Here is a 26,114-nt window from a genome sequence, read left to right on the forward strand (position 1 = left end):
AGTTGGTAGAGCAGTTGACTTTTAATCAATTGGTCGCAGGTTCGAATCCCGCACGGCCCACCATTATGTTTATGTCGCCTGAACCATTCTCCTCCCAAGCCTCCAATTTATATTTTTACTTCCAGCCCCCAAATATCACCCCCTATAATCTTCCTACAGCCCTTCTATCACTCTATTTTCCACTTCATTTTTAACTCCATTAAACATTTTTGCCATTATCGGACAATATCGAGCGACTTTTCGCTAAATATTGGTTATTTTGTTTAGGATAAAAAACAAACCAATTCTACTGGCAGTCAGCAATGGTTGGTGGCGTCGGAATGATTGGCAACAGAGATGTGAGCGATGAGCGAAATTTTTGATGTGAATGCGGCTATTTACCCTTTCCCTCCACGGCCAGTCCCTCTGGATGTGGATGAAAAAGCCTTTTACCGTGAGAAAATCAAAACACTGCTGAAGCAACGCGATGCCGTGTTAGTCGCTCACTATTATACCGATCCCGAAATTCAGGCGTTGGCAGAAGAGACCGGTGGCTGCGTCGCTGACTCCCTCGAAATGGCGCGCTTTGGCAATACTCATCCGGCTTCGACCCTATTGGTCGCCGGCGTGCGCTTTATGGGGGAGACGGCCAAAATTCTCAATCCAGAGAAGCGAGTATTGATGCCCACCCTGAATGCCGAGTGCTCGCTGGATTTAGGTTGCCCGATTGATGAATTTGCCGCCTTCTGTGATAGCCACCCTGATCGCACCGTGGTGGTCTATGCCAATACCTCGGCGGCAGTAAAGGCCAGAGCTGACTGGGTGGTCACCTCGAGTATTGCTGTTGAGTTGATCGAGCATCTCGATAGCTTGGGCGAGAAAATCCTCTGGGCGCCCGACCGCCATTTGGGCAACTACGTGCAGAAGAGGAGCGGGGCAGATATCTTATGCTGGCAGGGTGCCTGTATCGTCCATGATGAGTTTAAAACCCAGGCACTGACCCGTATGAAAGCCCTGCACCCTGACGCGGCGGTGCTGGTCCATCCGGAGTCTCCTCAGGCGATCGTCGATATGGCGGATGCTGTTGGTTCAACCAGCCAACTGATTCAGGCGGCAAAAACCTTGCCGCAGCAGAAATTGATCGTTGCAACCGATCGCGGTATTTTTTACAAGATGCAGCAGGCTTGCCCGGATAAAGAGTTATTTGAAGCGCCAACAGCAGGTGAAGGCGCGACATGCAGAACATGCGCCCATTGTCCGTGGATGGCGATGAACGGCCTCAGAGCCATTGCTGAAGGGCTGGAGCAGGGCGGGGTGATGCACGAGATAGATGTTGATGAAGAGTTGCGTCAGCAGGCGCTGATACCGCTAAATCGCATGTTGGATTTTGCCAACCAGCTGAAGTTGCAGATCAAAGGCAATGCTTAAGTTGTGAATTCGATTAACTGGCCTTAATACTTATTATTAATACCCAAATACAAAGGGTGACTGCTAAAAGGATGCCAAATGGATCTCTTCAGTACAGGCAATATATTGGTGCATATTCCGCTGGGTGCGGGCGGTTATGACCTTTCATGGATTGAGGCGATTGGTACGCTGTTTGGGTTGCTGTGCATCTGGTTTGCCAGCAAAGAGAAGATCATCAACTATCTGTTTGGTTTGATTAACGTGACACTGTTCGCGGTGATTTTCTTCCAGATCCAGCTCTATGCCAGCTTGCTATTACAGCTGTTCTTCTTCGTCGCCAATATTTACGGCTGGTATGCCTGGAGCAAACAAACCCCTGATAATCAGGCTGAGTTGAAGATTCGCTGGTTATCTTTGCCCAAGGCATTGGGTTGGGCGGCGGTCTGCGTCATAGGTATAGCCTTGATGACACTGCATATTGATAGCGTATTTGCCTGGTTGACTCGCGTGGCGGTGACGGCGATGCAGAGCTTAGGTGCCAATGTGCAAATGCCTGAGTTGCAACCTGATGCTTTCCCATTCTGGGACTCCACCATGATGGTCTTGTCCATTGTGGCAATGATCCTGATGACCCGTAAATATGTTGAAAACTGGTTGATTTGGGTGGTGATTGACGTGATCAGTGTCGCGATATTCGCCTATCAAGGGGTGTATGCCATGGCGCTGGAGTATGTAATATTGACGCTGATTGCCCTGAACGGTTCGTGGTTGTGGATTAAGAGTGCGGCGCGGAATCATTCACGTCCGCTGTCGGTTCAGGGTGAGTAATATCCCAGTTCAATAGTTTGGTGGATCGTAGGATTGGTGGGCAGTAGCATTGATGAATAGCATAGATCAGGCCGTAGGTATCCGATTGTGGAGCTTTCGGCCTGGCTGTTTGCCATCAGTGATGGTGGTGGTGACTACCCGCCGGAGTCGCCTGATTAATCGAGCAGTCGGGTGTTTCGCAGCTCTGGTACTCCATTTGAATGGTGGCGTGACCAATATTGTAGTGATGCAATAAATGGTGCTGAATACGTTGCAGCAATTCATCATTATCCCTTGGGGGGATCACCTGCACATGCAGCGTCATAAGCCGCTGGTCACCGACTTGCCATAGATGAACGTGATGGACATCTCTCACTTCATATATGTCGGTGCATAAGTCCTTGCGCAGTTTCGCGATATCAATCTCCTGCGGCGCGCCTTCCAACAATTCATGGAAACTCTCTTTCAGTAGTCGCCAGGCGCTACGTAGCACTAACGCAGAGACCAATACTGACAAAATAGGGTCGATTGGCGTCCAACCGGTGGTCAGGATCACGACGGCGGCGATGATCGCCCCGACTGAGCCTAATAAATCCCCCAAGACATGTAAGGCCGCAGCGCGCACATTAATATTTTTCTCTTCCTCGCCCCGATGAAGGATCCAGAAGCAGAAGATATTCGCCAATAGCCCCGCAATGGCGATGATTAACATCGGCCCGCCCATGATTTCATGGGGGGAGACGAAGCGCTGGACTGCCTCCCAGACAATCAACACGACGATCAAGACTAATGCGGCGGCGTTCACAAAAGCGGCCAGCGTCGTCAGCCGCAAATAGCCAAAGGTATGGCGGGAATCGGGCTTCCGCTGCGAAAAGTGTACAGCCATCAACGCGATGAATAATGCGGCAGAGTCAGTCAGCATGTGCCCCGCATCTGCCAACAGCGCCAGCGAGCCGGATAACCAGCCACCGATGGCTTCGACGACCATAAATGTGGTGGTGACAGCGAAGGCGATCAGCAGACGTTTGCTATTGCTGTTTGGTAGGAAAAGTGAGGATGCCGTCATGTTTATCCTTTGACCATGAGATAGGTGCTGATAACAGTTTGTTTATGTTAACGCTGGTAGAGTTGGATTCAAACCGTGAATTAACTACGCCGATAAATTGTTGTTGAGTATAGGTCTTAGGGGCGAGTTTGCCTTACTGGCTTTAACTCAGGTTAATCCGTGTTCAACATCTAAAGCGACAAAGTAGATTTACAGCGTTCAATTCACCAGCTAAATTGGTTCAACTATATTGGTACAGATAGATGTTGTGCGATGATCGTCACAAGACTTAATGGAAGAGCTATGAATTACCTGAATGATGACCTACGGATTAATGAAATTAAGGAACTCCTGCCCCCTGTTGCCCTGTTAGAGAAGTTTCCTGCCAGCAAAAATGCAGCAGAAACCGTATCCAAGACCCGCACAGCGATCCACAATATTTTGCGCGCGCATGATGACCGTCTATTGGTGGTGATCGGCCCATGCTCGATTCATGATACTCAGGCAGCAAAAGAGTACGCGACCCGTTTGCTGGCGCTGCGTGAAGAGCTGCAAAGTGAGCTGGAAGTGGTGATGCGAGTCTATTTTGAAAAACCGCGTACCACGGTGGGCTGGAAAGGTCTGATTAACGATCCGCATATGGATGGTAGCTACGACATCAATGACGGTTTACGTATCGCCCGTAAGTTGCTGCTGGATATTAACGATAGTGGCTTACCGGCGGCGGGTGAGTTTTTGGATATGATCACCCCGCAATATCTGGCTGACCTGATGAGCTGGGGTGCCATTGGTGCACGTACCACGGAATCTCAGGTTCACCGTGAGCTGGCGTCTGGCCTCTCTTGCCCGGTTGGATTTAAAAATGGCACTGATGGCACGATTAAAGTTGCCATTGATGCTATCAATGCCGCCAGTGCGCCGCACTGCTTCCTCTCTGTGACCAAATGGGGCCATTCAGCGATAGTCAATACTGCCGGTAACGACGATTGCCATATCATTCTGCGCGGCGGCAAAGAGCCAAACTACAGCAGCGCACATGTTGCAGCAGTTAAAGAGGGGCTAAGCAAAGCGGGCCTTGAACCACAAATCATGATTGATTTCAGCCATGCCAACAGCAGCAAGCAATTCAAAAAACAGATGGAAGTGGGAACTGATGTTTGCCGCCAGATTGCTCAGGGTGAAAAATCCATTATGGGCGTGATGATTGAAAGTCATCTGGTGGAAGGCAATCAGGATCTGGAAAGTAGTGAGCCACTGACTTACGGCAAGAGTGTTACCGATGCCTGTATTGGCTGGGAAGATACGGAAGTGTTGCTGCGTCAGTTGGCTAGCGCGGTGAAAGCTCGCCGTCAGTAAGCGCTGTTTGCATCCAAACTGTCTGGGTAAATGATTAGGCAGGCAAACAAAAACCCCCGGCATCGATGATGAACGGGGGTTTTTTAATGGCGCTAATCAGGGATAATTACTTTGCTTTGCCCTGATTGGCAACCGCCGCTGCTTTAGCGGCGATCTCTTCAGCGTTGCCCAGATAGTAGTGTTTGATTGGTTTGAAGTTTTCATCAAACTCATACACCAATGGCACGCCAGTTGGGATGTTCAGCTCAAGGATCTCTTCTTCATTCAGATCATCAAGATATTTTACCAAAGCACGCAGAGAGTTACCGTGGGCGGCGATGATAACGCGCTCGCCGCTGGCAATGCGAGGTTTGATCACCTCTTCCCAGTAAGGGATTACGCGATCGATAGTCAGTGCCAGGCTTTCAGTGGTTGGCAGCTCAGCATCGGTTAATTTTGCATAACGTGGGTCATGGCCTGGGAAGCGCTCATCACTTTTGTCCAGTGCTGGTGGTGTGATAGCAAAGCCGCGACGCCACAGCTTAACCTGGTCATCACCATATTTAGCCGCAGTTTCTGATTTATCCAAACCTTGCAGCGCGCCGTAATGACGCTCATTCAGCTTCCAGGTTTTTTCTGTTGGCAACCAGGCTTGATCCAACTCATCCAGAATGCTCCACAAAGTGTGGATAGCGCGTTTGAGCACTGAGGTGTAAGCGAAATCAAAAGCGAAGCCTTCGTCTTTTAACAGCTTGCCCGCTGCTTTTGCTTCAGTACGGCCTTTCTCAGATAAATCAACGTCATACCAACCGGTGAAACGGTTTTCGTTGTTCCATTGACTCTCGCCGTGACGTACCAGAACCAGCTTTGTTACTGCCATAGTTCGAACTCCTCAAATGATTCAATGATAACTATTATCATTATATTGCCGGATTGCCGCTAACAGCAATCGTTTGTGTTTAACCATAACCAATTTTTTACGTTAACGTAAGGGTATGAGATGAATCGATTCTGCAAAAATACCCTTCGTCCTTGAAGCCACAGGGGTGTTAGCTGCATTCACTTACCCGAATCACTGACTTGAGTCAGCTCATCGGGATGCGCTCACTTGCTGCCTACCTGTGACTCCAATGACTTTGGGTATCTTTTATTTATTCTTGAAGCCACAGGGTTGTTAGCTGCATTCACTTACCCGAATCACTGACTTGAGTCAGCTCATCGGGATGCGCTCACTTGCTGCCTGGCTGTGACTCCAATGACTTTGGGTATACTGATGGGAGTTCCCTTTATTTAACCATGGGTTATAAGCTATTTCGGAGTCTGAAAGGGCAGGCAACAGCGGAACCGGCCGCCTGACAGATGCCATTAAGCTTAGTCGGCGGCCGCATATAAAAAAAGTTACAGGGCGATAAAATGATAAACGGTGGTCGCGTGGTAGGTTTTCCCCGGTTTCAACCAGCAATCTGGTTGCGGCCATTCGGGGTGGTTCGGGCTATCGGGCAGGAATTCACTCTCCAGTGCCACACCGCTGTAGTTGGCATAGGTTCCACCATGGCGCGATGGCGTACCGCCAAGGAAATTGCCGCTATATAGCTGCAACGCCGGAGCTGTGGTGTAGACACTCAGTTGTACGCAATGGTCAGATGACCACAAATGTGCCGCCGGGCTCTCTGTGGCACCACAGGTGCGGTGTAACAGGTAAGCATGGTCATACCCTTTCACCCGCTGTTGACAGCGATCTTGCAGGAAGTCGCGCGCCAATGTTTTCGGCTGACGGAAATCCATGCCGGTTTTCTCAACATTCGCCAACCCGCCTGTTGGGATGCCATCACTATCGACGGGTAAGTAGCGGTCGGCAAACAGCTGTAAACGGTGTGCCCGAACATCACGCCCTTCGCCATCAAGATTGAAGTAAGCATGATTGGTCAGATTCACTGGACAAGCCTTATCCACCTGCGCCTGATAGTGGATCTCTAATCGGTTATCTTCGGTTAACAGATACTGTACTTCAGCGGTCAGATTGCCGGGGAAGCCCTGATCACCATCAGGCGAATGCAGTTGGTAGGTGACCTGCTTCTCATCCTGCTTAACCTTTTGCCAGCGACGGGCATGGAACCCCTCTGGCCCACCATGAAGCTGGTTAGGGCCTTGGTTCGGTATCAGTTGCAGAGTTTGCCCCTCCACGGTGATTTGCGCGTTAGCAATGCGATTTGCGTAGCGGCCAACCGTGGCACCGAGATATGCCGCCTGATGCAGGTAGTCAGCGGGGGTTTGGCAACCCAGCAGCAGTTCGCGTTTTTCGCCCGCTTTCAGCGGCAGTATCGCCGATAGCCAGGTAGCACCCCAGTCCATCAGCGTCACGCTCATACCTGACTTATTGCGCAACTTGGTGATTGCAAAGGGGTGACCATCCGGTGCTAACTGGTCAACACTGCCTGGCGGTGCAGCGTCGTTTTTCAGCATAAACCCGCTCCTTGTGAGGCCTGACATACGTAGAAGGTTTCTGTCCTGCCGCCGCTATGTGCCGGATACTCGCGCGCGACGGTAACTCGAACTTGCTCGACCAGCGAGGTTGGCATTAGCGCGACAATACAGCCGCCAAAACCACCGCCAGTCATACGAACACCACCTTGCTCCCCAATCACCGATTTAACAATATCCACCAGGCTATCGATCGGTGGAACTGTGATCTCGAAATCATCACGCATCGAAATATGAGACTCCTGCATCAATTGCCCCATCAATTTCAAGTCACCAGCGGCCAGTGCAGCAGCGGCCGCCAGTGTGCGCTCATTTTCGGTAATCACATGGCGAGCGCGTTTAGCGACCACCGGATCTAGCTCATCCTGAATGGAGAAGAATAGATTAGGATCGACGTCGCGCAGCGCTTTGACCCCAAAGAAGCGGGCGGCAGTTTCACACTGCTGACGGCGGGTGTTGTATTCGCTATCAACCAGACCCCGTTTCACATTGGAGTTAATAATCACCACCGCGACATTGGCCGGCATCGGCACTGCGCGGGTTTCCAGCGTGCGGCAATCGATCAATAGCGCGTGATCTTGCTTACCCAGTGCGGAGATCAACTGATCCATGATGCCGCAGTTACAGCCGACAAACTGATTTTCAGCTTCCTGGCCATTCAGTGCCAGCTCCACGCCACTGAGCGGCAACTGGTAGAGTGATTGCAGCGCCTGACCGACCGCCACTTCCAATGATGCCGAGGAGCTAAGGCCCGCGCCCTGTGGTACATTGCCGCTGATCACCAAATCTGCGCCACCAAAATCGGCATGGCGCAGTTGCAAATGCTTCACCACGCCGCGCACATAATCTGCCCAGCGGTATTCAGGGTGCGGCACTATGGGGGCATCAAGGGAGAAAATATCCTGCTGATTGTCATAATCCGCGGCAATCACCCGAACTTGACGGTCATCACGCTTACCGCAGCTGATCACCGTTTCATAATCAATGGCGCAGGGCAGCACAAAACCGTCGTTATAATCGGTATGTTCGCCAATGAGATTGACGCGGCCTGGCGCTTTAATGGTTACCTCAGCGTCGCGGTTAAACTGTTGGCGGAAAATAGCCTGGGTATGCTGTTTTAAACTCATTATTTGACTCCGCCTTCTCGATAATGAACATCACTGACTGCCCGCAGCTGTTCAGCCGCCTGCTCTGCTGTAAGATCGCGCTGGGTCTCGGCCAGCATTTCATAACCCACCATAAATTTACGTACCGACGCCGAGCGCAGTAGTGGCGGGTAGAAGTGAGCATGTAACTGCCAGTGCGCGTTGTTGTCGCTGCTGTTATCGGTGTCACTGCTGCTATCAGTGCGATTAATACCATAGGGCGCGCCGTGCCATCCCATTGAATAGGGGAAGGAGCACGAGAAGAGATTGTCGTAGCGGCTGGTCAGTTTTTTCAGCGCGATAGCCAGATCAGCGCGCTGTGCTGACGAGATATCCTCTAAGCGCAATATCTGCACCTTTGGCAGCAACAAGGTTTCAAATGGCCATGCCGCCCAGTAGGGCACCACCGCTAACCAGTGTTCGGTTTCAACCACCGTTCTGCTGCCGTCACGGCGCTCACGTTCAGCATAATCGAGTAGCATTGGTGACTGATGTTGCTGAAAATAGTCCCGCTGTAGGCGGTCTTCGCGCGCAGCTTCATTCGGCAGGAAACTATTAGCCCAAATTTGCCCATGGGGATGGGGGTTCGAGCAGCCCATCGCCGCGCCTTTATTCTCAAATACTTGCACCCACGGGTAAATTTTACCTAACTCAGCACTCTGCTGTTGCCAGCTCTGAATCACATCTTCCAGTGCCGGCAGGGTCAGCTGTGGCAGGGTTTTGCTGTGATCTGGTGAGAAGCAAATAACACGGCTGGTGCCGCGTGCGCTTTGGCTGCGCATCAGGGGATCTTCGCTCTGCGGCGCATCGGGGGTATCGGGCATTAGCGCGGCAAAATCATTGGTAAACACATAGGTGGAGGCGTAGTCAGGGTTGACATCTCCCGTCACCCGAGTATTACCAGGGCATAAGAAACAGTCAGGATCGTGCGCAGGTAGACTCTCCGTCGCCGGTGCTTCTTGCTGGCCTTGCCATGGGCGCTTGGCCCGATGGGGCGAGACCAGCACCCACTGATCGCTCAGTGGGTTATATCTGCGATGTGGATGATCCACAGGGTTAAAATCAGTCATAACAATACCTTAATCGGGATAGCCCTGCGGATTGTTGGATTGCCAGCGCCAGGTATCGGCCGCCATTTCGTCAAGTGAGCGGCTGGTGCGCCAGCCCAACTGTTCTGCGGCTTTGGTCGAATCAGCCCAGTAAGCGGGCAGATCGCCCTCGCGACGTGGGGCAAAGTGGTAGGCCAGCGGCTTGCCACAAGCTTTGGTAAACGCCTCGACCACTTGCAGGACACTGCTGCCGACACCGGCACCCAGATTGAAAATATGTACGCCGGGCTGATTGTGGAGTTTTTTCATCGCCGCCACATGACCATCGGCTAAATCGACCACATGAATGTAATCACGCACCCCAGTGCCATCAGGGGTGGGGTAGTCATTACCGAATATCGCCAGTGATTCACGACGGCCGACGGCAACCTGCGCAATAAATGGCATCAGATTATTTGGGATGCCCTGCGGGTCTTCACCCATCAGCCCTGACGGATGTGCGCCGACCGGGTTGAAATAGCGCAGGATCGTCATATTCCATTGTGGATCAGCCAGTTGCACATCTTGCAAAATTTGCTCAACCATCAGTTTACTGCGGCCATAGGGACTGGATGGGGAGCCTGTTGGGAAGCTTTCGACGTAAGGTATTTTCGGCTGATCGCCATAAACCGTGGCGGATGAGCTGAAGATAAAGTTTTTGACCTGAGCGGCGCGCATCGCTTCCAACAAGACCAAAGTGCCGTAGACATTATTATTGTAATATTCCAATGGCTTGCTGACCGATTCACCCACGGCTTTCAGGCCAGCAAAATGAATGACGGCATGAATAGGATGAGCCGCGAAGATTTTGTCGAGCAATGCGCGATCACGGATATCACCCTGATAAAGTTGAGGTGTATAGCCAGTTAGGCTATTTATCCGATCTAACACGCTGGATTTGCTATTGCAAAGATTGTCGAGGATCACTGGTTTATGACCAGTTTTAATCAATTGCACACAGGTATGGCTACCGATGTAACCGCTACCACCTGTTACCAGAACGTACATAAAAGACTCCTCGAATGACTTTGGTCTAAGAAAGATAGCACGCCATTATCGGCAAAAAGGTGATCTGCGCTCAATAATGGAATCGTTTACACTCAATTTTATCCCAGCTTATTCTCTGTTGCAGTATAAAGACAGCGGAATGAGCAAGGATAGGCAGAAAATCACAAAAATCTCGGTGGTGACAATGATAACTGAAGTGGTAGCGTTCCCATCCATCAATTCAGCAGGAATGTCCTGCCGGTGATGCTGATCCAATCCGCGCTGAAAGTGCGGATTGGATCAGTGGCAACCTCGCCAACCAATGCTAGTGCGATAAATAGAGCGGATAGGTGAAGAACAGTAAGTGCAGCAGATTGAACGCGAAATGAAATGCTACAGCTATCCATAAACGACCACTCCACAGCCATGCCAGGCCGTAAATCAAACCCGCCAGCGTGGCGAATATCATTAATAGTGGACCGCCCGCAAAATGTGCCGCGCCAAAGAGCAGGGCAGTGATTATCAGTGCCGGATAGCCACCCAACCACTGACTCAAACGCTGCTGTAAATAGCCACGGAACAGGGCTTCTTCAGCCAAACAGACAAAAAAGAGATTGGCGACCACAAAGGAGCCAATCCATGCTGGGGTGTGCAACTCAACCTTCAGGCCACCCAAGGCGACGGCCAGCAGTAGCAATGCGGGCATGCTGACAATCAATCCAATCCAGCCCATTCGGCTCATTGATGGATGATTTTTGGCAACAAACAGCGTGGGCAGGCAAGCCAGCAAAATAAAGGGGATCAGCGCTTTATCAAGGTTGTAGTACATGGTAAATAGCGCGCTGAGCGGCCCTACCGTGACTTTATCCAGCACTTTGAGATTATTAAAGCCGGGCACCAGATGTAGCAAGAGCGCGATGGAAGCCAATACCAGCAGGGTTTCCAGCCCGACAGCCAGCCATTTCTGCGGGCGGTATTTATCTAGTAGCAGCGCAACTATCAGGGTCACCAGCAAAAATGCGGCTGAGGGCAGTGTCAGGACGCCGTGATAAAAGGCAATCGACAGTGAAGAGGCCAGGAGAAACAGGGCAAGAACCCGGTTAATGGATAAAAAAAGCAGCGAAGCCGCCAGGATACCCCACATAAATAATCCCTTTATTGAATGGTTCATTACCCACTATCAGCACTGATAATGGCTGACGCAGGAGATCATAACATAGGCGATTTAGCGGGGTAACTTCTCTTGACGATAGTAATAGATATCACCTTCGGGAATAAAGGTTAGGCGGTGAGTAATGCACTGTGGTGCATCTTCCGCATGGTGAGAAACGAACAAAAGTTGTGTCTCCCCCTCGCCGATCATCACATCGATAAAACGGCGGACTAACAGGCGATTAAGCGGATCTAAACCTTGTAATGGCTCATCAAGGATCAGTAGTGCCGGATGTTTAACCAGCGCCCGTGCGATCAATGCCAGCCGTTGTTGCCCCCAGGATAAGCTGTGGAAAGGCTGATTGGCGGCGGAGGCAGAGAAGCCCAACAGGGCCAGCCATTCATCGGCTAACTGTTGCTGGCGGTCGGATACAGCTTGATAAATACCAATAGAGTCGAAAAAGCCGGACAAAATGACGTTACGCAAACTAGAGCTGACCCGATAGTCCAAATGCAGGCTACTGCTGACATAACCAATATGACGCTTGATATCCCAGATGGTTTCGCCACTGCCACGACGGCGGCCAAACAGTGTCAGATCATTGCTGTAGCCTTGCGGATGGTCACCGGTAATCAGGCTGAGTAAGGTTGATTTCCCCGCGCCGTTCTGGCCGATAATTTGCCAGTGCTCGCCGGGATTTACCTGCCAATTCAGGTTGTGCAGAATAGGGTGGTCATTGTACGCCACCACCCCATTACGCAATATAATCAGCGGCTTATCTTGCGGTAAGCCGAGCTGCTGTGGATGCTCTGTTTCGGGGAGCGACAAGCCATCCAGGTTTTCACTGTGTGCCAGTTGGGCAATCAGGGCTTCAGATAGAATCTGTTGACGTGGGCCGGTATGGGTCAGATGGCACTCCGCCAGCACGCCGACATACTGCACAAAATCAGGGATATCATCAAAGCGATTGAGTACCAGAATCAGTGTCACACCTTGCGCAGAGAGGGTGGATAACATGCCTGCTAGCTGCGCGCGGGCGGTGACATCCAGCCCATCGAAGGGTTCATCCAGGATCAGCAGGTCCGGTTGTGCCATCAGTGCGCGACACAACACTGTTTTGCGGGTTTCACCGGTAGAGAGATATTTAAATCGACGTGAGAGTAGGTGACTGATACCAAATTGCCCGGCTAACTGCTGGCAGCGCTGCGGATCCCGGCACTCTTCCTGAATAATTTCAGCGGTGGTGCCCCCGGTATCATCTTCATCTGCGCTGAGCAGGTCACTGTTATTGCGCTGCCACTCTTCGCTGACTAACTGCTGGAGCTGCTCGAATGACAAACGCACCGTATGGTGAAAATTACTCTGGCGGCTGCCGTTTAGCAGGGTTAGCTCCCCTGATAATGCTTTGGCGAGTGCAGATTTTCCGCTGCCATTGGCCCCAACAAATGCCCAACTATCGCCAGATTGTTGCTGATCGCCCGACAATTCTTTATCACTAACAGAGATAGATAACTCTGGCACGATGAGTGTCCGGGTGTCACTCAGGCGAAAACAACCTTGCGATATATGCAACTCAGACATCACCCTTCCCACATTTTGCAACACAATAAGAGTGTTAGGGATAAGCGGAAAGGGCCGGAATGTCAATAAGCAATACAACACTCACGGTTAATAACTGAGCTGAATTATTTAGCAAAGTGTCGCGATAATGACGCGATCAGCATTGAATTGAGCAATAACAGAGCTGCCGACACGTAAATTCAGTTGGTGTAATTCACTGTTGTTTTGTGTTGAACAGAGACTGGCACCGCCAGTTAAGGTCACTATAACTTCGCTGTGATCGTGGCCCGGTTCGATGCTGGCGACCGTCCCCGCTAGTGAGTTATCTGCGGCACCCGCCAGTGCCTGATCGGTGACCAGCTTTACCCACGGCGCTTTTATCAATGCCAACACCTCTTTGCCCGCTGAAAGTTGCAGCCGATCGGCGCTCTGTTGGGTCACTGCTGCGGATAAACGAGTTTTGCCGTCTGATAGCAGAATATTGACGTGCTGCTGAACCTGCTGGTGGTCGCGCTCAATCACGGTGCCGAAAAATTGATTACGGGCGCTGGTTTGCAGCGAAAAGCGAGAAATAGCGGCCAGTAAGCTATCGAGTGGCATCGAATCATCTTTTAGCGTATCAAAGGCTTTTTGCTGGATCTGCGCGAGCAAATCATAAAGCTGAATTAAGCGCTCACCGTAACGGGTTAGATGTGCGCCGCCGCCGCCCTTGCCGCCAGTTGCCCGCTCCACCAGTATCTCTTCCGCCAAAGTATTCATCTCATTGATGGCATCCCAGGCACTTTTATAGCTAATACCGGCGAGTTTTGCCCCCTGACTGATAGATCCGGTGTGCTGTATCTGTTTCAGCAATGAAATGCGGCGGGGATCGGCAAACAGCCGTTGCTGAAGTTTTAATGTCAGTAGGATTTCTGCCTGCATGTCTATTTTGCTCCAGCGGGAAAGAGGTATTATGCCCTAACTACCTGTTTATAGGCAGATCGCACGTTTGGCAGGTTACATTTTTTTGCTATTAGTTAAAATAACAGGATTCATTCATTGCTGATATAATTTACAGCAAATGATAGATGATAGTTATTGTGATAATCTAGGTTATCGCTCAATAAGCAGTAATGAGAGGCTGGCATGTTAGATTTATTGAAAAGTCTGCTTTTTGCCGTGGTCATGGTGCCCGTGGTGATGGCAGTGATTTTGGGTATGATCTATGGGCTGGGCGAGGTGTTTAACATCATCTCTAAAACCGGCCACACCAAAGAACGCTCTTAATCTGATTCTGAATTTTAATGCCCGGCGCTTATGCTGGGCATTTTCGTTTTTATGCTTCGCTTCATCTCTCCCCATATTGTTACAACTCAAGTTACCTCACATCTTGCCGATAAACTGCATGACCTGCTGAGGATGTTACGTTATATTTCAATCTATATAGCGACCTCATTAATGCGGAGAACAACATGAAAAATCAATATGGTAAAGTGAGTAAATGGGTAGCGAGTGCGGCACTGCTGGCAACATTTTCCAGCACCGCGTTCGCTGCAGAGAACATTACTGTTTTTGCGGCAGCCTCGTTGACCAATGCACTGCAAGATATTGCCGCGCAGTATAAAAAAGAGCAGCAGGTGGATGTGGTCGCCTCTTTCGCCTCATCCTCCACCCTGGCACGCCAGATTGAGCAGGGCGCGCCCGCAGATCTCTTTATCTCTGCGGATCAGCAATGGATGGATTATGCTATTGATAAACAGCAAATTGTTGCCAATACGCGCTATACTTTATTAGGCAATGAGCTGGTATTGATCGCGCCACAAGAGAGCAAAATTGATAAAGTGGTCATTGATAAAAAAACCGACTGGAAAAAATTGTTGGATGGCGGCCGTTTAGCGGTGGGCGATCCTGACCATGTTCCTGCCGGGATTTATGCCAAAGAGTCACTGGAGAATTTAGGTGCCTGGTCAACTTTAGCCCCAGAAATGGCCCGTGCTAACAATGTCCGCAGCGCAATGGCGCTGGTCGAACGGGCAGAAGCGCCACTGGGTATTGTCTATGGTTCTGATGCGATAGCCAGTAAGAAAGTTAAAGTTGTGGGGATATTCCCGGAAGCCAGTCATAAGCCGGTTGAATACCCAATGGCGATAGTTAAAGGCCATGAAAATCCGACCGTCACTGCTTTTTATGATTATCTGAAAAGCCCTGCTGCGGCAACTATTTTCAAAAATTATGGATTTACCCCACGCGAATGATATTGAGTGAGTATGAATGGCAGGCCATTATTCTTAGCCTGAAGGTTTCCGGTGTGGCGGTGGCGTGCAGCTTGCCATTAGGTATTTTAATGGCATGGATTTTAGTGCGCTGCCGTTTCCCCGGTAAATCGTTGTTAGACAGCGTGATCCACTTGCCACTGGTGCTACCGCCGGTGGTGATTGGCTACTTGCTATTGATCAGCATGGGCCGGCGCGGCTTTATTGGCGAATGGCTCTATAGCTGGTTTGGCATCAATTTCAGTTTCAGTTGGCGCGGTGCGGCGTTGGCCTCGGCGGTGGTGGCTTTTCCGTTGATGGTCAGGGCTATCCGGCTGGCGCTGGAAGCGGTCGATACCCGTTTGGAGCTTGCGGCCCGCACTTTAGGTGCCAATCCGTGGCGGGTGTTTTTCACTATTACGCTGCCGCTCTCTTTACCGGGGGTGATTGCCGGCACGGTGCTCTCTTTTGCCCGCTCACTGGGGGAATTTGGTGCAACCATCACTTTCGTTTCCAATATTCCCGGCGAGACCCGCACCATTCCACTGGCGATGTACACGCTGATTGAAACGCCCGGAGCGGAAGCTGCGGCGGCGCGACTGTGTGTTATCGCCATTATTTTGTCATTGGTGTCACTGCTGCTCTCCGAATGGCTGGCCCGTTGGGGTAAAAAACGCATGGGGGTCCCATGCTAGAGCTGGATTTCAGTCAACAGTTGGGTGATTTGCATCTGCAGGTGGCCACGGATTTACCGGCGCAGGGCATTACCGCGATTTTTGGGTTGTCCGGTGCGGGTAAGACATCGCTGATCAATGTGATTGGTGGCCTGACGCGCCCACAGCAAGGCAAAGTGGTGCTCAATGGTCGGGTGCTGGTGGATGTGGCGCAGCAAATTTATCTGCCACCAGAAAAACGCCGCGTAGGCTATGTTTTTCAGGATGCGCGCCTGTTCCCCCATTATCGGGTGCGGGGCAACTTACAGTACGGCATGGCTCCTTCGATGCGCGGGCAGTTTGACTCTATTGTCGGCCTGCTGGGTATCGAACCCTTATTAAGCCGCTTTCCGCTGACCCTGTCCGGTGGCGAGAAACAGCGGGTCGCCATTGGTCGCGCACTGCTCACGGCCCCTGAGTTGCTGCTGATGGATGAGCCTTTAGCCTCGCTGGATCTGCCGCGCAAACGCGAACTGCTACCCTATCTTGAGCGCCTGGCGCAAGATGTAAACACGCCCATTTTGTATGTCAGCCATAGCATGGATGAAATATTGCGGCTGGCGGATCAGGTGGTGGTGATGGATGCCGGTAAAGTTCGTGCTGTCGGCGGGCTGGAGGAGGTGTGGGCCAGCAGTGCACTGCGCCCTTGGTTGCAGCGCGAAGAGCCGAGCAGCATATTGCGAGTGAGTGTGATTGGTCATCACGAACGTTATGCCATGACCGCACTGGCGTTAGCTGATCAGCGCTTGTGGGTCAGTAAGCTGGATGCGCCAGAGGGCGGTTCAATGCGCATTCGAATCAATGCTGCCGATGTCTCGTTAGTGTTGCAGCCACCGCAAAACAGCAGTATCCGCAATATCTTACCGGTAAAAATAGCCGAATGCCTTGAGGTCGATGGGCAGGTAGATGTCAAACTTGCGGTTGGCGAGCAATGGTTATGGGCGCGGGTCACCCCTTGGGCGCGTGACGAACTGGGGTTGAAACCGGGTCAGTGGGTGTATGCGCAGATAAAAAGCGTGTCGTTCAATCGTAAAAACTAAGCGCCTAAACAGAACGGCCCCCCAATATAGGATATCAACCTAACATTGGGGGGCCGCTTTCTTACCGCTATTTCACTGATTATCTAACAATAATACCCAGCAAAATACCCAAAGCACCAAAGTCAGCGTCGCTGAATGTGGTATTAGCAAAACCGATATCACCCAGAACTGGCAGCAGGAACACTGGCAGGAAGGTAATCAGCAAACCTTGAGCGAACGCACCTAAAATAGCACCACGGCGTCCACCAGTGGCATTACCAAACACCCCGGCGGCTGCGCCGACGAAGAAGTGAGGCACGACACCGGGGATAATCACGGTCATATTCATCAAATAGAGCGCGAACATTCCGATAAGGCCAGCGGCAAAGCTGCTCAGGAAGCCGACCAATACTGCATTTGGCGCGTATGGGAAGACTACCGGGCAATCCAGCGCCGGTTTAGCGTTAGGCACTAATTTGTCTGAGATCCCTTTAAACGCAGGGACTATCTCGGCAATCACCATTCGCACACCTTGCAGAATGATGTACACGCCCGCAGCAAAGGTAATGGATTGCATCAGCGAGAACATAAACCAGTTTTTGCCACCGCTCAGGCTTTTCACCACTTCAGGCCCAGCAAACAGGCAGGTCACGATGAAAATAATACACATGGTAAAGGAGATGGCGACCGGTGTATCACGCAAGAACAGCAGGCTTTTAGGCACATTCATGTCTTCGGTTGAATGTTCTTTATTGCCGAATTTGCTGCCGATAAAGCCCGCCAGAACATAAGACAGGGTAGAGAAGTGGCCGATTGCCACGTCATCAGAACCGGTGACCTTTTTCATGTAAGGGTGGGCAATCGCTGGGAAGAACACCATCGCCACCCCAACCACCAGTGAACCGATAACAATCAGTGTCACACCACTAATCCCGGCGGTTGCCAAAATAACGGCGACCATCATTGACATAAATAGGGTGTGGTGGCCGGTCAGGAAGATGAATTTCCACGGGGTAAAGCGGGCAATCAGGATATTGATTACCATAGCGAAGAACATAATCATCGCCATCTCTTTACCGAAACTCTTCTGCGCCACAGACACAATGGCTTCGTTATTGGGCACGACGCCCTGAATGCCGAAAGCGTGCTGGAAGATATTGGCAAAATCACCCAGAGATGAAACCACCAGACCCGCACCTGCGCCCAAGATAACAAAACCCATGATGGTTTTTACGGTGCCTTTAATGCACTCGGTTACCGGTTTTTTCTGGGCAATCAAACCGATTAAAGCGATCAAACCGACCAGTACTGCTGGTTCGGAGAGAACATCACTCATTAAAAAACGAAAGAAATCCATGCTAGCCTCCAGTTACAGCGCGCCTAATTCAGTTAATGCTACAGACAAACGTTCTTTCATGGCTTTCTTATCGATCATGTTATCGAGCGCAACTATCTTGCCACCAACGGCTTGCGCCACTAATTGCTCAGCAATATCTTTGGTGCCGATGAAAATATCACTCGGCGTCCCTTTAGCTGAGCCCAGATCGACATGATCCACTTCTGCACTGACGGCCAACTCTTTCAGAATACTTTTGATGCTGATTTCCATCATCAGGCTGGTGCCCAAACCATTACCGCAAACCACTGTAATTTTCATTTTCTTTCCCCTTAAAATTATGACCCAAACTCAATACCATGATTAGTAACGCGCAATGACCGACAAAATATCCTGCTGCGTTTTGGCATTAAGTAAGGCTTGTACATCGTTATCGTTATCGAACAACTGAGCGAGTTGAGAAATAGCTTCGATATGACTAGTACTGTCTGTCGCGGCTAACACGATGAGCAGTTTTACCGGGTCGTTCCCTTCTGCATTAAAAGTGACGCCCTCGGTAATGACGGTTAATGCCAGAGAGAGCTTATTTACTCCCTCTTCCGGGCGGGCATGTGGCATGGCAATCCCCGGCCCGACCACGTAATACGGGCCAATAGCTTCATGGGAGCGGTAAATTGCCTCAACATAACGCGCTTCAATTGAACCATTATCAATCAGCGGCTGGCATGAAATCGCGATGGCATCACGCCAATCTTTGGCCTGGCTGAGCACTTGAATGACGTCAGGCGTTAACAGGGTTTTTAACATGATATTGATGACTCCCGATGGCTGTTAACCTGAGAGTAGATAGTTATCACTGCCATTAATGTGATGGATATCTCAATTGATAGCGCTACCTGATAGCGCTATCAAAATTTGTGATAGCGCTATCATTTGTCACTTTATGGGCTTTGGCTATCTCCGAATAAGCCATATACAATGCAATGTATTGTCGAAGCCAGTCAGGAAGGGCTGGTTTTAACCCGACAAGACATTTTAATCAGGCAGGAAATCAGCATGGAAAAAACGCGCAAGCGCCGTAATACCGGGCGGGTCACTCTATCTGACGTGGCGAACTACGCCGGAGTAGGGTCGATGACTGTTTCCAGAGCGCTGCGAACGCCGGAGCAGGTTTCAGATAAATTACGGGAGAAGATAGAGCAAGCGGTTGAAACTCTTGGTTATATTCCTAACCGTGCTGCTGGCGCATTGGCATCAGGGCACAGCGACACTGTCGCCGTTTTAATTCCGTCATTAACCGATAAAGCCAGCTCCCGCTTTATGCAGGCGCTGCAACAAATTCTGAATAAGAATGAGTTCCAGCTATTGTTGGGCTGCCATGAATATAACCAGCGCAAAGAAGCGGAAATATTGATGACACTGCTGCAAAGTAGTCCAGCGGCAGTGGTGATATTCGGCTCACAGCTGGCCGATAAAACCTATCAACTACTCGAACGGGCGAATATTCCAACGGTCAATGTGGTAGGTTCCGACTTCAAAGGGGCTAAAATCACTCTTGAGGCGGCTTTTTTTGAGTCCGCCTATGAGCTAAGTCGCCACTTGCTAGAGCGCGGCTATCACCATATTGGCTATATTGGCGCGCATATGGATAACCGTTTGCAACGCCAACAGCTCAATGGATGGCACAAAGCGATGCTGGAGCACTATAAGAATGCCGATCAAACCGTCACCACGCCAGAGGTGGCCAGTTTGCAGTTTGGCCGCTATGCGCTGACGGAGATGCTGTTGCGCCAACCTGAACTGGACGCGGTGATATGTAGCCACGAAGATATTGCGCTCGGCGTGTTATTCGAGTGCCAGCGGCGGCTACTCAAAATCCCAGGAGGTATCGCGGTGGCCTGTCTCGACGGGTCAGATAGCTGTGATCAAACCCATCCGACCTTAACCTCAATGCGCATTGACTACAAAAAGATGGGTAAAGAAGCCGGTAAGATGCTGATTGATCTGTTGGATAGTGACGACGCCAACGAAGCGGATGAACCTATTAGCCAGAGTTTCAGCTATAAATTCGAACTGCGGCAAAGTACTTGAATCAACTTTTTGATATAGCAAACAAAAACGCCAGCACAAGGCTGGCGTCTCTTTTACCACTGATGCACTCAATCCTGAGATTAAGAGGCGGCGTCAGCTTGTGCAGACTGGATAGCCGTCAGCGCCACGGTATAGACGATATCGTCAACCAAGGCACCACGGGACAGGTCGTTAACTGGCTTACGCATGCCTTGTAGCATCGGCCCGATTGAGATCAGGTCAGCAGAACGTTGTACCGCTTTATAGGTGGTGTTACCGGTGTTCAGGTCTGGGAAGATAAATACCGTCGCTTTACCCGCAACCGGTGAGTTAGGCGCTTTGGATTTAGCTACATCGGCCATGATTGCCGCATCATACTGCAACGGGCCATCGATGATCAGATCCGGGCGTTTTTCCTGTGCCAAACGGGTCGCTTCACGCACTTTCTCGACATCACTACCCGCACCGGAATTACCGGTAGAGTAAGAGATCATCGCCACACGCGGTTCGATACCGAATGCTGCCGCAGAATCAGCTGACTGAATAGCAATCTCAGACAGTTGCTCAGCAGTTGGGTCTGGATTGATCGCGCAGTCACCGTAAACCAGAACCTGGTCAGGCAGCAGCATGAAGAACACAGAAGAGACCAGTGAGCTGCCCGGTGCGGTTTTGATCAACTGCAACGGTGGGCGGATGGTGTTCGCGGTGGTATGAACCGCACCGGAAACCAGACCGTCAACTTCGCCTTTCTCCAGCATTAACGTGCCGAGAACCACATTGTCTTCCAACTGTTCACGGGCCACCACTTCGGTCATGCCCTTGCTCTTACGCAGCTCAACCAGACGCGGAACATATTGCTCACGCACAGCAACCGGATCGATGATTTCAACGCCTTTACCCAACTCAACACCTTGAGCCGCAGCAACACGTTGGATCTCTTCCGGATTACCCAGTAGTACGCAAGTCGCGATACCACGTTCAGCACAGATAGAGGCCGCTTTAACTGTACGTGGCTCATCACCTTCTGGCAGCACGATGCGCTTGCCGGCTTTACGTGCTAATTCGGTCAGCTCATAGCGGAATGCTGGTGGTGACAGGCGACGTGAACGCTCAGAGGTGGCGCTCAGAGAGTCGATCCACTCACTGCTAATATGGCTGGCAACATAGTTTTGCAGCTTCTCAACACGCTCATGGTCATCGGCAGGAACTTCCAGATTGAAGCTTTGCAGGCTCAGCGAGGTCTGCCAGGTGTTGGTATCAACCATAAATACTGGTAAGCCAGTCTGGAAGGCGCGTGCGCACAGGTTATTGATGCGCTCATCAATGTCATAACCGCCAGTCAGCAGGATGGCACCGATTTCCACACCATTCATTGCCGCCAGACAAGCAGAAACCAACACGTCTGGGCGGTCTGCGGAGGTCACCAGCAGAGAACCCGGACGGAAGTGCTCCAGCATGTGCGGGATACTGCGGGCGCAGAACGTGACGGACTTAACGCGGCGAGTCTTGATATCACCTTCGTTAATAATGCGCGCGTTCAAATGCTTACACATATCGATAGCACGGGTCGCAATCAGCTCGAAGCTCCATGGCACACAGCCCAGAACGGGGATCGGGCTATTGGCAAACAGCTGTTTTGGATCGATGTTCGCGACACTGGCCTTGGTGGAATCATCAAAGATTTCAGACAGGTCAGGGCGGGTACGGCCTTGATCATCCACCGGGGCATTCAGTTTGTTAATGATAACGCCGGTGATGTTTTTGTTTTTGCTGCCACCGAAGCTGGAACGAGCCAGTTCGATACGCTCTTTCAATTGGTCAGGTGAATCATTGCCCAAGGCAATAACAAACACGATCTCTGCATTCAGGGTTTTGGCGATTTCATAGTTCAGCGCATTGGCAAACTGATGTTTGCGCGTTGGCACTAAACCTTCAACCAGCACCACTTCTGCATCTTTGGTGTTTTCGTGATAACGGGCAACAATCTCTTCCATCAACACGTCTTGCTGGTTAGAGCTCAGCAAGGTTTCCACATAACCCATGTTCAGTGGCTCAGCAGCAGTGATGCTGGAGTTGGCACGAATGATGGTGGTAGTTTGGTCAGGTGCATCACCGCCAGCACGTGGCTGCGCGATGGGCTTGAATACGCTCAGGCGTACACCTTTTTGTTCCATGGAGCGGATGACACCCAAGCTGACGCTGGTTAAACCAACGCTGGTGCCGGTAGGGATCAACATTATTGTACGGGACACGGCTAAACCTCTTATACGATTGCTCGTTAGTCAAAAGTAGCACCGCAGCCAGAAGGCTGCGGTGTTTTGAGGAGACTTATGCAGTCAGACGGGCGGCGTCTTGTGCGATAACCAACTCTTCGTTGGTTGGGATAACTAGCGCCAGACGGCTGCCATCTTTAGTGATGGTGCCTGATTTGCCAAAACGCGCAGCCAGGTTACGTTCGTGGTCAATTTCAAAGCCCAGCAGGCCCAGTTTGTCCAGCGTCAGTTCACGTACCATGGCTGCATTCTCACCAATACCACCGGTGAAGATAACGGCATCCAGACGACCATCCATCAGCGCGGTGTAAGCACCGATATATTTTGCCAGACGGTGACAGAACACATCCATTGCGCGGCGTGCATCGGCTTTGGTTTCATAGTTGTCTTCAACATAACGGCAGTCACTGGTGACTTCAGTCAGACCCAGCAGACCTGATTCTTTGGTCAGCAGCTTGTTGATTTGATCAACGCTCATCCCCATTGAATCATGCAGGTGGAAAATGATTGCCGGGTCGATATCACCACTACGGGTGCCCATAACCAAACCTTCCAGTGGCGTCAGGCCCATAGAAGTATCAACACATTTACCATTACGCACCGCAGTGACTGAGCCACCGTTGCCCAAATGGCAGGTGATAACGTTCAGTTCTTCCAGCGGTTTGTTCAGGGTTTTAGCGGCTTCCTGGCTCACATAGAAGTGGCTGGTGCCGTGTGCGCCATAGCGACGGATACCGTGGTCTTTGTATAAGCTGTACGGCAGGGCGTAGAGATATGACTCTTCCGGCATGGTCTGATGGAAGGCCGTGTCAAAGACCGCGACATTTTTATTCGTCAGATTCGGGAAGGATTTCAATGCTTCAGCGATACCGATCAGGTGAGCGGGGTTATGCAGTGGTGCAAACGGGATAGAATCTTTGATACCCTGAATAACTTCGTCAGTAACGATAGCTGATGCGGTGAATTTCTCGCCACCATGAACAATGCGGTGGCCGATAGCAGTCAGTTGAGCAGAAAGCTCTGGTTTTTGTGCCAGAATAGTATTAACAATGAAATTCAGTGCTTCGCTGTGTGCTGCACCAGCACCCAATGCTGCTTCCTGTTTGCCACCATCAATTTTCCATTTGATGCGGGCTTCCGGCAGATGGAAGCATTCGGCTAAACCAGAGAGGTGTTCTTCACCGTTGGTCGCGTCGATGATAGCAAATTTTAGGGAAGAGCTACCGCAGTTAAGAACCAGTACTAGCTTACTCGACATGGAAGTACCTATTTATAGTCGTGTTCGACATCTGTTTTTGCAAAAACAGCGAAAAACACGTGGTTAATAAAACGTCAATCTGTCCAAAAGCGTAGCGCAAATTGGTGTCGACATTAATGATTAACATCATGCGATAGCAAAAAAGGCATGATGATGGAAAAATCGCGTATTAAACGTTAACGCCTGGTGGTCAAAAACTGTTGCGATTTAACAAAATTGATTTAAATGCTGCAAAAAGTTGACATATTTATCGTCATCTTCTAGCGGCCAAAAGGCCGAGCTAGGATACCGATAGCGTCGCCTAAAAACAAAATATATTTAACAGACTAATTTTTAGTTTGTGGGTTACAAAAAATATTTTAATTTTTGCTTGTGAAGTTGAGGTGAGCCATGACAATAAAACCCTCTGATACCGTAAATTGGTTTCAAGTACTGCAACGAGGTCAGCACTATATGAAGACCTGGCCTGCGGACAAGCGCCTGGCTCCGATGTTTCCGGAGAATCGGGTGGTAACCGCGACACGTTTTGGCATTCGCTTTATGCCTCCGCTGGCCATCTTTACTCTGACCTGGCAGATAGCGCTCGGCGGCCAATTGGGCCCCGCCATCGCCACAGCGCTGTTCGCCTGTGGTTTACCACTGCAAGGTTTATGGTGGTTAGGTAAACGTGCGATTACACCGCTACCGCCAACCCTATTACAGTGGTTCCACGAAGTACGTAACAAGCTAGCTGAAGCAGGGAAGGCCGTTGCGCCAGTTGAACAAACGCCGACTTATCAGTCACTGGCAGATGTACTGAAACGCGCATTTAAACAGCTGGATAAAACGTTTCTCGATGATCTCTAGCCTCAGGGGATTAGCTGCGCAAAATCCCCTGTCAAATCAAAGTATGGGCTAAGCCTGTGTGCGATGATTTCCTCATTATTTATGTCTTAGGAGTTTAGTGATGGATATGACCAACGCCCAACGATTGATTCTGTCGAATCAGTACAAGATGATGACCATGCTGGACCCAGAAAACGCTGAGCGCTATCGCCGCCAGCAAACGATTGTCGAACGTGGCTTTGGTTTGCAGATGCGTGAACTGGACCGCGATTTTGGTGAAATGAGCGAAGAGACTTGCCGGACCATCATTAATATCATGGAGATGCACCACGCGCTGCAAGTCTCCTGGGGCAATCTGAAAGATAAGCAGGATTTGGATGAGCGCCGTATCGCGTTCCTCGGTTTCGATGCTGCCACCGAATCCCGCTACCTGAGTTATGTGCGTTTTATGGTCAACACCGAAGGGCGCTATACCCATTTTGACTCCGGCACACACGGTTTTAATTCTCAAACCCCAATGTGGGACAAATATCAACGTATGCTGGCTATCTGGCAATCATGCCCGCGCCAATATCATTTGAGCGCCGTTGAGATTTCGCAAATTATTAATGCCTGATAGGGCAGATTGAAGTCATTGGTTTACAAAAAAAGACGAGGATGTGCTTGTGGAGTGTAAAGGTTTTCTTTTTGATTTGGACGGGACTCTGGTCGATTCATTACCTGCTGTTGAACGAGCCTGGATTGGCTGGGCGCAAAGTCGCGGTATCAATCCATCGGAAGTACTAGATTTTATCCATGGCAAACAAGCAATTACCTCTCTTCGCCATTTTATGCCAGGCGCAAGTGATGCTGAACTTCAGGCCGAGTTTCTGGCATTAGAGCACATTGAAGCCAACGACACTGATGGTGTGACCGCCCTGCCGGGGGCTGTCGCACTGTTGGAGCGGCTGAACACTCTGTCGATCCCCTGGGCGATTGTAACCTCAGGTTCGGTGCCGGTTGCCTCAGCGCGCCGTGCCGCGGGCCATTTGCCGGAACCTAAAGTTTTTGTCACCGCCGAACTGGTGAAACACGGAAAACCCAAGCCTGATGCCTATCTGTTGGGGGCTGAGGGTTTAGGACTGGCACCTGCGGATTGCATCGTGGTGGAAGATGCGCCAGCGGGGATTTTGTCAGGGCTGGCGGCGGGCTGCAAAGTGATTGCGGTGAATGCACCTGCTGACACGCCAAAACTGGATCAGGTTGATCTGGTGCTCACATCACTTGAGCAAATTGCTGTTGCAGCCACCGCGAATGGGGCCATTGTTCGCCGGATGGATTATGCTTAACCGATCTCAGGCTGCTGACAAACCTCGACGACTCGATCTCAAGAGGTGAGGGCAGATAGAAGAGTAAAGCGTCC

Annotated in this window: 25 protein-coding genes; 11 read left to right on the top strand and 14 right to left on the bottom strand. The window is 50.7% G+C overall.

Annotated elements, in window-relative coordinates; all coding sequences use genetic code 11:
* Positions 1–345 precede the first annotated feature (345 nt).
* Both nadA and pnuC read left to right on the top strand, forming a co-directional pair.
* Positions 346–1,407 (top strand): quinolinate synthase NadA, encoded by a 1,062-nt coding sequence (gene nadA / locus AACW11_RS16250; protein WP_212584779.1) that lies wholly within the window; start codon positions 346–348, stop codon positions 1,405–1,407.
* Positions 1,408–1,485: 78 nt separating this feature from the next.
* Positions 1,486–2,214: a nicotinamide riboside transporter PnuC gene (gene pnuC, locus AACW11_RS16255; protein ID WP_212584780.1), complete on the top strand. Its 729-nt coding sequence runs from the start codon at positions 1,486–1,488 to the stop codon at positions 2,212–2,214.
* A 115-nt stretch (positions 2,215–2,329) separates the two neighbouring features.
* On the opposite strand, the gene zitB is transcribed toward pnuC, so the two are convergent.
* Positions 2,330–3,259, bottom strand: coding sequence for a CDF family zinc transporter ZitB (gene zitB / locus AACW11_RS16260; protein ID WP_212584781.1), 930 nt, complete (start codon positions 3,257–3,259; stop codon positions 2,330–2,332).
* A gap of 282 nt (positions 3,260–3,541) precedes the next feature.
* Here zitB and aroG point away from each other — a divergent pair, with 282 nt between their 5' ends.
* Positions 3,542–4,594, top strand: a complete 1,053-nt coding sequence (aroG, locus tag AACW11_RS16265) for a 3-deoxy-7-phosphoheptulonate synthase AroG (protein ID WP_212584782.1) — start codon at positions 3,542–3,544, stop codon at positions 4,592–4,594.
* Positions 4,595–4,700: 106 nt separating this feature from the next.
* Here the strand turns inward: aroG and gpmA are convergent, their stop codons facing one another.
* The 8 genes from gpmA to modE all read right to left on the bottom strand — a co-directional run bounded on the left by gpmA (position 4,701) and on the right by modE (position 13,908).
* Positions 4,701–5,453, bottom strand: coding sequence for a 2,3-diphosphoglycerate-dependent phosphoglycerate mutase (gene gpmA, locus AACW11_RS16270; RefSeq protein WP_004877283.1), 753 nt, complete (start codon positions 5,451–5,453; stop codon positions 4,701–4,703).
* A 518-nt stretch (positions 5,454–5,971) separates the two neighbouring features.
* On the bottom strand, positions 5,972–7,036 hold the full coding sequence (gene galM / locus AACW11_RS16275) for a galactose-1-epimerase (protein WP_212584783.1): 1,065 nt from the start codon (positions 7,034–7,036) through the stop codon (positions 5,972–5,974).
* Entirely contained in the window at positions 7,030–8,181 is a 1,152-nt protein-coding gene (galK, locus tag AACW11_RS16280; protein WP_212584784.1) for a galactokinase, read from the bottom strand. The genes galM and galK overlap by 7 nt, the downstream gene beginning before the upstream one ends.
* A complete protein-coding gene (gene galT / locus AACW11_RS16285; RefSeq protein WP_212584785.1) occupies positions 8,181–9,269 on the bottom strand; it encodes a galactose-1-phosphate uridylyltransferase in 1,089 nt (362 codons plus the stop codon). Before galT ends, galK begins: the two co-directional genes overlap by 1 nt.
* 9 nt (positions 9,270–9,278) lie before the next feature.
* Positions 9,279–10,295, bottom strand: coding sequence for a UDP-glucose 4-epimerase GalE (gene galE / locus AACW11_RS16290; RefSeq protein ID WP_212584786.1), 1,017 nt, complete (start codon positions 10,293–10,295; stop codon positions 9,279–9,281).
* A gap of 304 nt (positions 10,296–10,599) precedes the next feature.
* Positions 10,600–11,418: a CPBP family intramembrane glutamic endopeptidase gene (locus AACW11_RS16295; RefSeq protein ID WP_212584787.1), complete on the bottom strand. Its 819-nt coding sequence runs from the start codon at positions 11,416–11,418 to the stop codon at positions 10,600–10,602.
* An 81-nt stretch (positions 11,419–11,499) separates the two neighbouring features.
* Positions 11,500–13,008, bottom strand: coding sequence for a molybdate ABC transporter ATP-binding protein ModF (modF, locus tag AACW11_RS16300; protein WP_212584788.1), 1,509 nt, complete (start codon positions 13,006–13,008; stop codon positions 11,500–11,502).
* 108 nt (positions 13,009–13,116) lie between these two features.
* Positions 13,117–13,908 carry a molybdenum-dependent transcriptional regulator gene (modE, locus tag AACW11_RS16305; RefSeq protein WP_212584789.1) on the bottom strand — a complete coding sequence of 264 codons (792 nt, stop codon included), beginning with the start codon at positions 13,906–13,908 and terminating at the stop codon, positions 13,117–13,119.
* Between the two features lie 204 nt (positions 13,909–14,112).
* Between modE and AACW11_RS16310 the strand changes: the two genes are divergently transcribed.
* The 4 genes from AACW11_RS16310 (at position 14,113) to modC (ending at position 16,971) form a co-directional block, all read left to right on the top strand.
* Positions 14,113–14,253, top strand: a complete 141-nt coding sequence (locus AACW11_RS16310) for an AcrZ family multidrug efflux pump-associated protein (RefSeq protein WP_005158974.1) — start codon at positions 14,113–14,115, stop codon at positions 14,251–14,253.
* 185 nt (positions 14,254–14,438) lie between these two features.
* Positions 14,439–15,221: a molybdate ABC transporter substrate-binding protein gene (modA, locus tag AACW11_RS16315; RefSeq protein ID WP_212584790.1), complete on the top strand. Its 783-nt coding sequence runs from the start codon at positions 14,439–14,441 to the stop codon at positions 15,219–15,221.
* Positions 15,218–15,913, top strand: coding sequence for a molybdate ABC transporter permease subunit (gene modB / locus AACW11_RS16320; RefSeq protein ID WP_048619714.1), 696 nt, complete (start codon positions 15,218–15,220; stop codon positions 15,911–15,913). Before modA ends, modB begins: the two co-directional genes overlap by 4 nt.
* Positions 15,907–16,971 carry a molybdenum ABC transporter ATP-binding protein ModC gene (gene modC / locus AACW11_RS16325; protein ID WP_212584791.1) on the top strand — a complete coding sequence of 355 codons (1,065 nt, stop codon included), beginning with the start codon at positions 15,907–15,909 and terminating at the stop codon, positions 16,969–16,971. The genes modB and modC overlap by 7 nt, the downstream gene beginning before the upstream one ends.
* A gap of 79 nt (positions 16,972–17,050) precedes the next feature.
* On the opposite strand, the gene AACW11_RS16330 is transcribed toward modC, so the two are convergent.
* The 3 genes from AACW11_RS16330 to AACW11_RS16340 are packed head-to-tail and all read right to left on the bottom strand — an operon-like array spanning position 17,051 to position 19,093.
* Positions 17,051–18,307, bottom strand: a complete 1,257-nt coding sequence (locus AACW11_RS16330) for a PTS ascorbate transporter subunit IIC (RefSeq protein ID WP_005277900.1) — start codon at positions 18,305–18,307, stop codon at positions 17,051–17,053.
* Between the two features lie 12 nt (positions 18,308–18,319).
* Positions 18,320–18,607 carry a PTS sugar transporter subunit IIB gene (locus AACW11_RS16335; protein ID WP_004877260.1) on the bottom strand — a complete coding sequence of 96 codons (288 nt, stop codon included), beginning with the start codon at positions 18,605–18,607 and terminating at the stop codon, positions 18,320–18,322.
* Positions 18,608–18,649: 42 nt separating this feature from the next.
* Positions 18,650–19,093, bottom strand: a complete 444-nt coding sequence (locus AACW11_RS16340; protein WP_212584792.1) for a PTS sugar transporter subunit IIA — start codon at positions 19,091–19,093, stop codon at positions 18,650–18,652.
* A gap of 249 nt (positions 19,094–19,342) precedes the next feature.
* On the opposite strand from AACW11_RS16340, the gene AACW11_RS16345 reads away from it, so the two are divergent.
* On the top strand, positions 19,343–20,377 hold the full coding sequence (locus AACW11_RS16345) for a LacI family DNA-binding transcriptional regulator (RefSeq protein WP_212584911.1): 1,035 nt from the start codon (positions 19,343–19,345) through the stop codon (positions 20,375–20,377).
* A gap of 80 nt (positions 20,378–20,457) precedes the next feature.
* On the opposite strand, the gene pta is transcribed toward AACW11_RS16345, so the two are convergent.
* Entirely contained in the window at positions 20,458–22,593 is a 2,136-nt protein-coding gene (gene pta / locus AACW11_RS16350) for a phosphate acetyltransferase (RefSeq protein WP_212584912.1), read from the bottom strand.
* A 91-nt stretch (positions 22,594–22,684) separates the two neighbouring features.
* A complete protein-coding gene (gene ackA / locus AACW11_RS16355) occupies positions 22,685–23,887 on the bottom strand; it encodes an acetate kinase (protein WP_004878179.1) in 1,203 nt (400 codons plus the stop codon).
* Positions 23,888–24,277: 390 nt separating this feature from the next.
* On the opposite strand from ackA, the gene yfbV reads away from it, so the two are divergent.
* The 3 genes from yfbV (at position 24,278) to AACW11_RS16370 (ending at position 26,040) form a co-directional block, all read left to right on the top strand.
* Positions 24,278–24,733 (top strand): terminus macrodomain insulation protein YfbV, encoded by a 456-nt coding sequence (yfbV, locus tag AACW11_RS16360; RefSeq protein ID WP_212584793.1) that lies wholly within the window; start codon positions 24,278–24,280, stop codon positions 24,731–24,733.
* A gap of 100 nt (positions 24,734–24,833) precedes the next feature.
* A complete protein-coding gene (locus AACW11_RS16365; RefSeq protein WP_212584794.1) occupies positions 24,834–25,328 on the top strand; it encodes a YfbU family protein in 495 nt (164 codons plus the stop codon).
* 49 nt (positions 25,329–25,377) lie between these two features.
* Positions 25,378–26,040 carry a sugar phosphatase gene (locus AACW11_RS16370; protein WP_212584795.1) on the top strand — a complete coding sequence of 221 codons (663 nt, stop codon included), beginning with the start codon at positions 25,378–25,380 and terminating at the stop codon, positions 26,038–26,040.
* The last annotated feature ends 74 nt before the right edge of the window (positions 26,041–26,114 follow it).

Origin of the sequence: Yersinia sp. Marseille-Q3913, assembly GCF_963892745.1 — a bacterium.
GTDB classification, from domain to species: Bacteria; Pseudomonadota; Gammaproteobacteria; order Enterobacterales; family Enterobacteriaceae; genus Yersinia; species Yersinia bercovieri.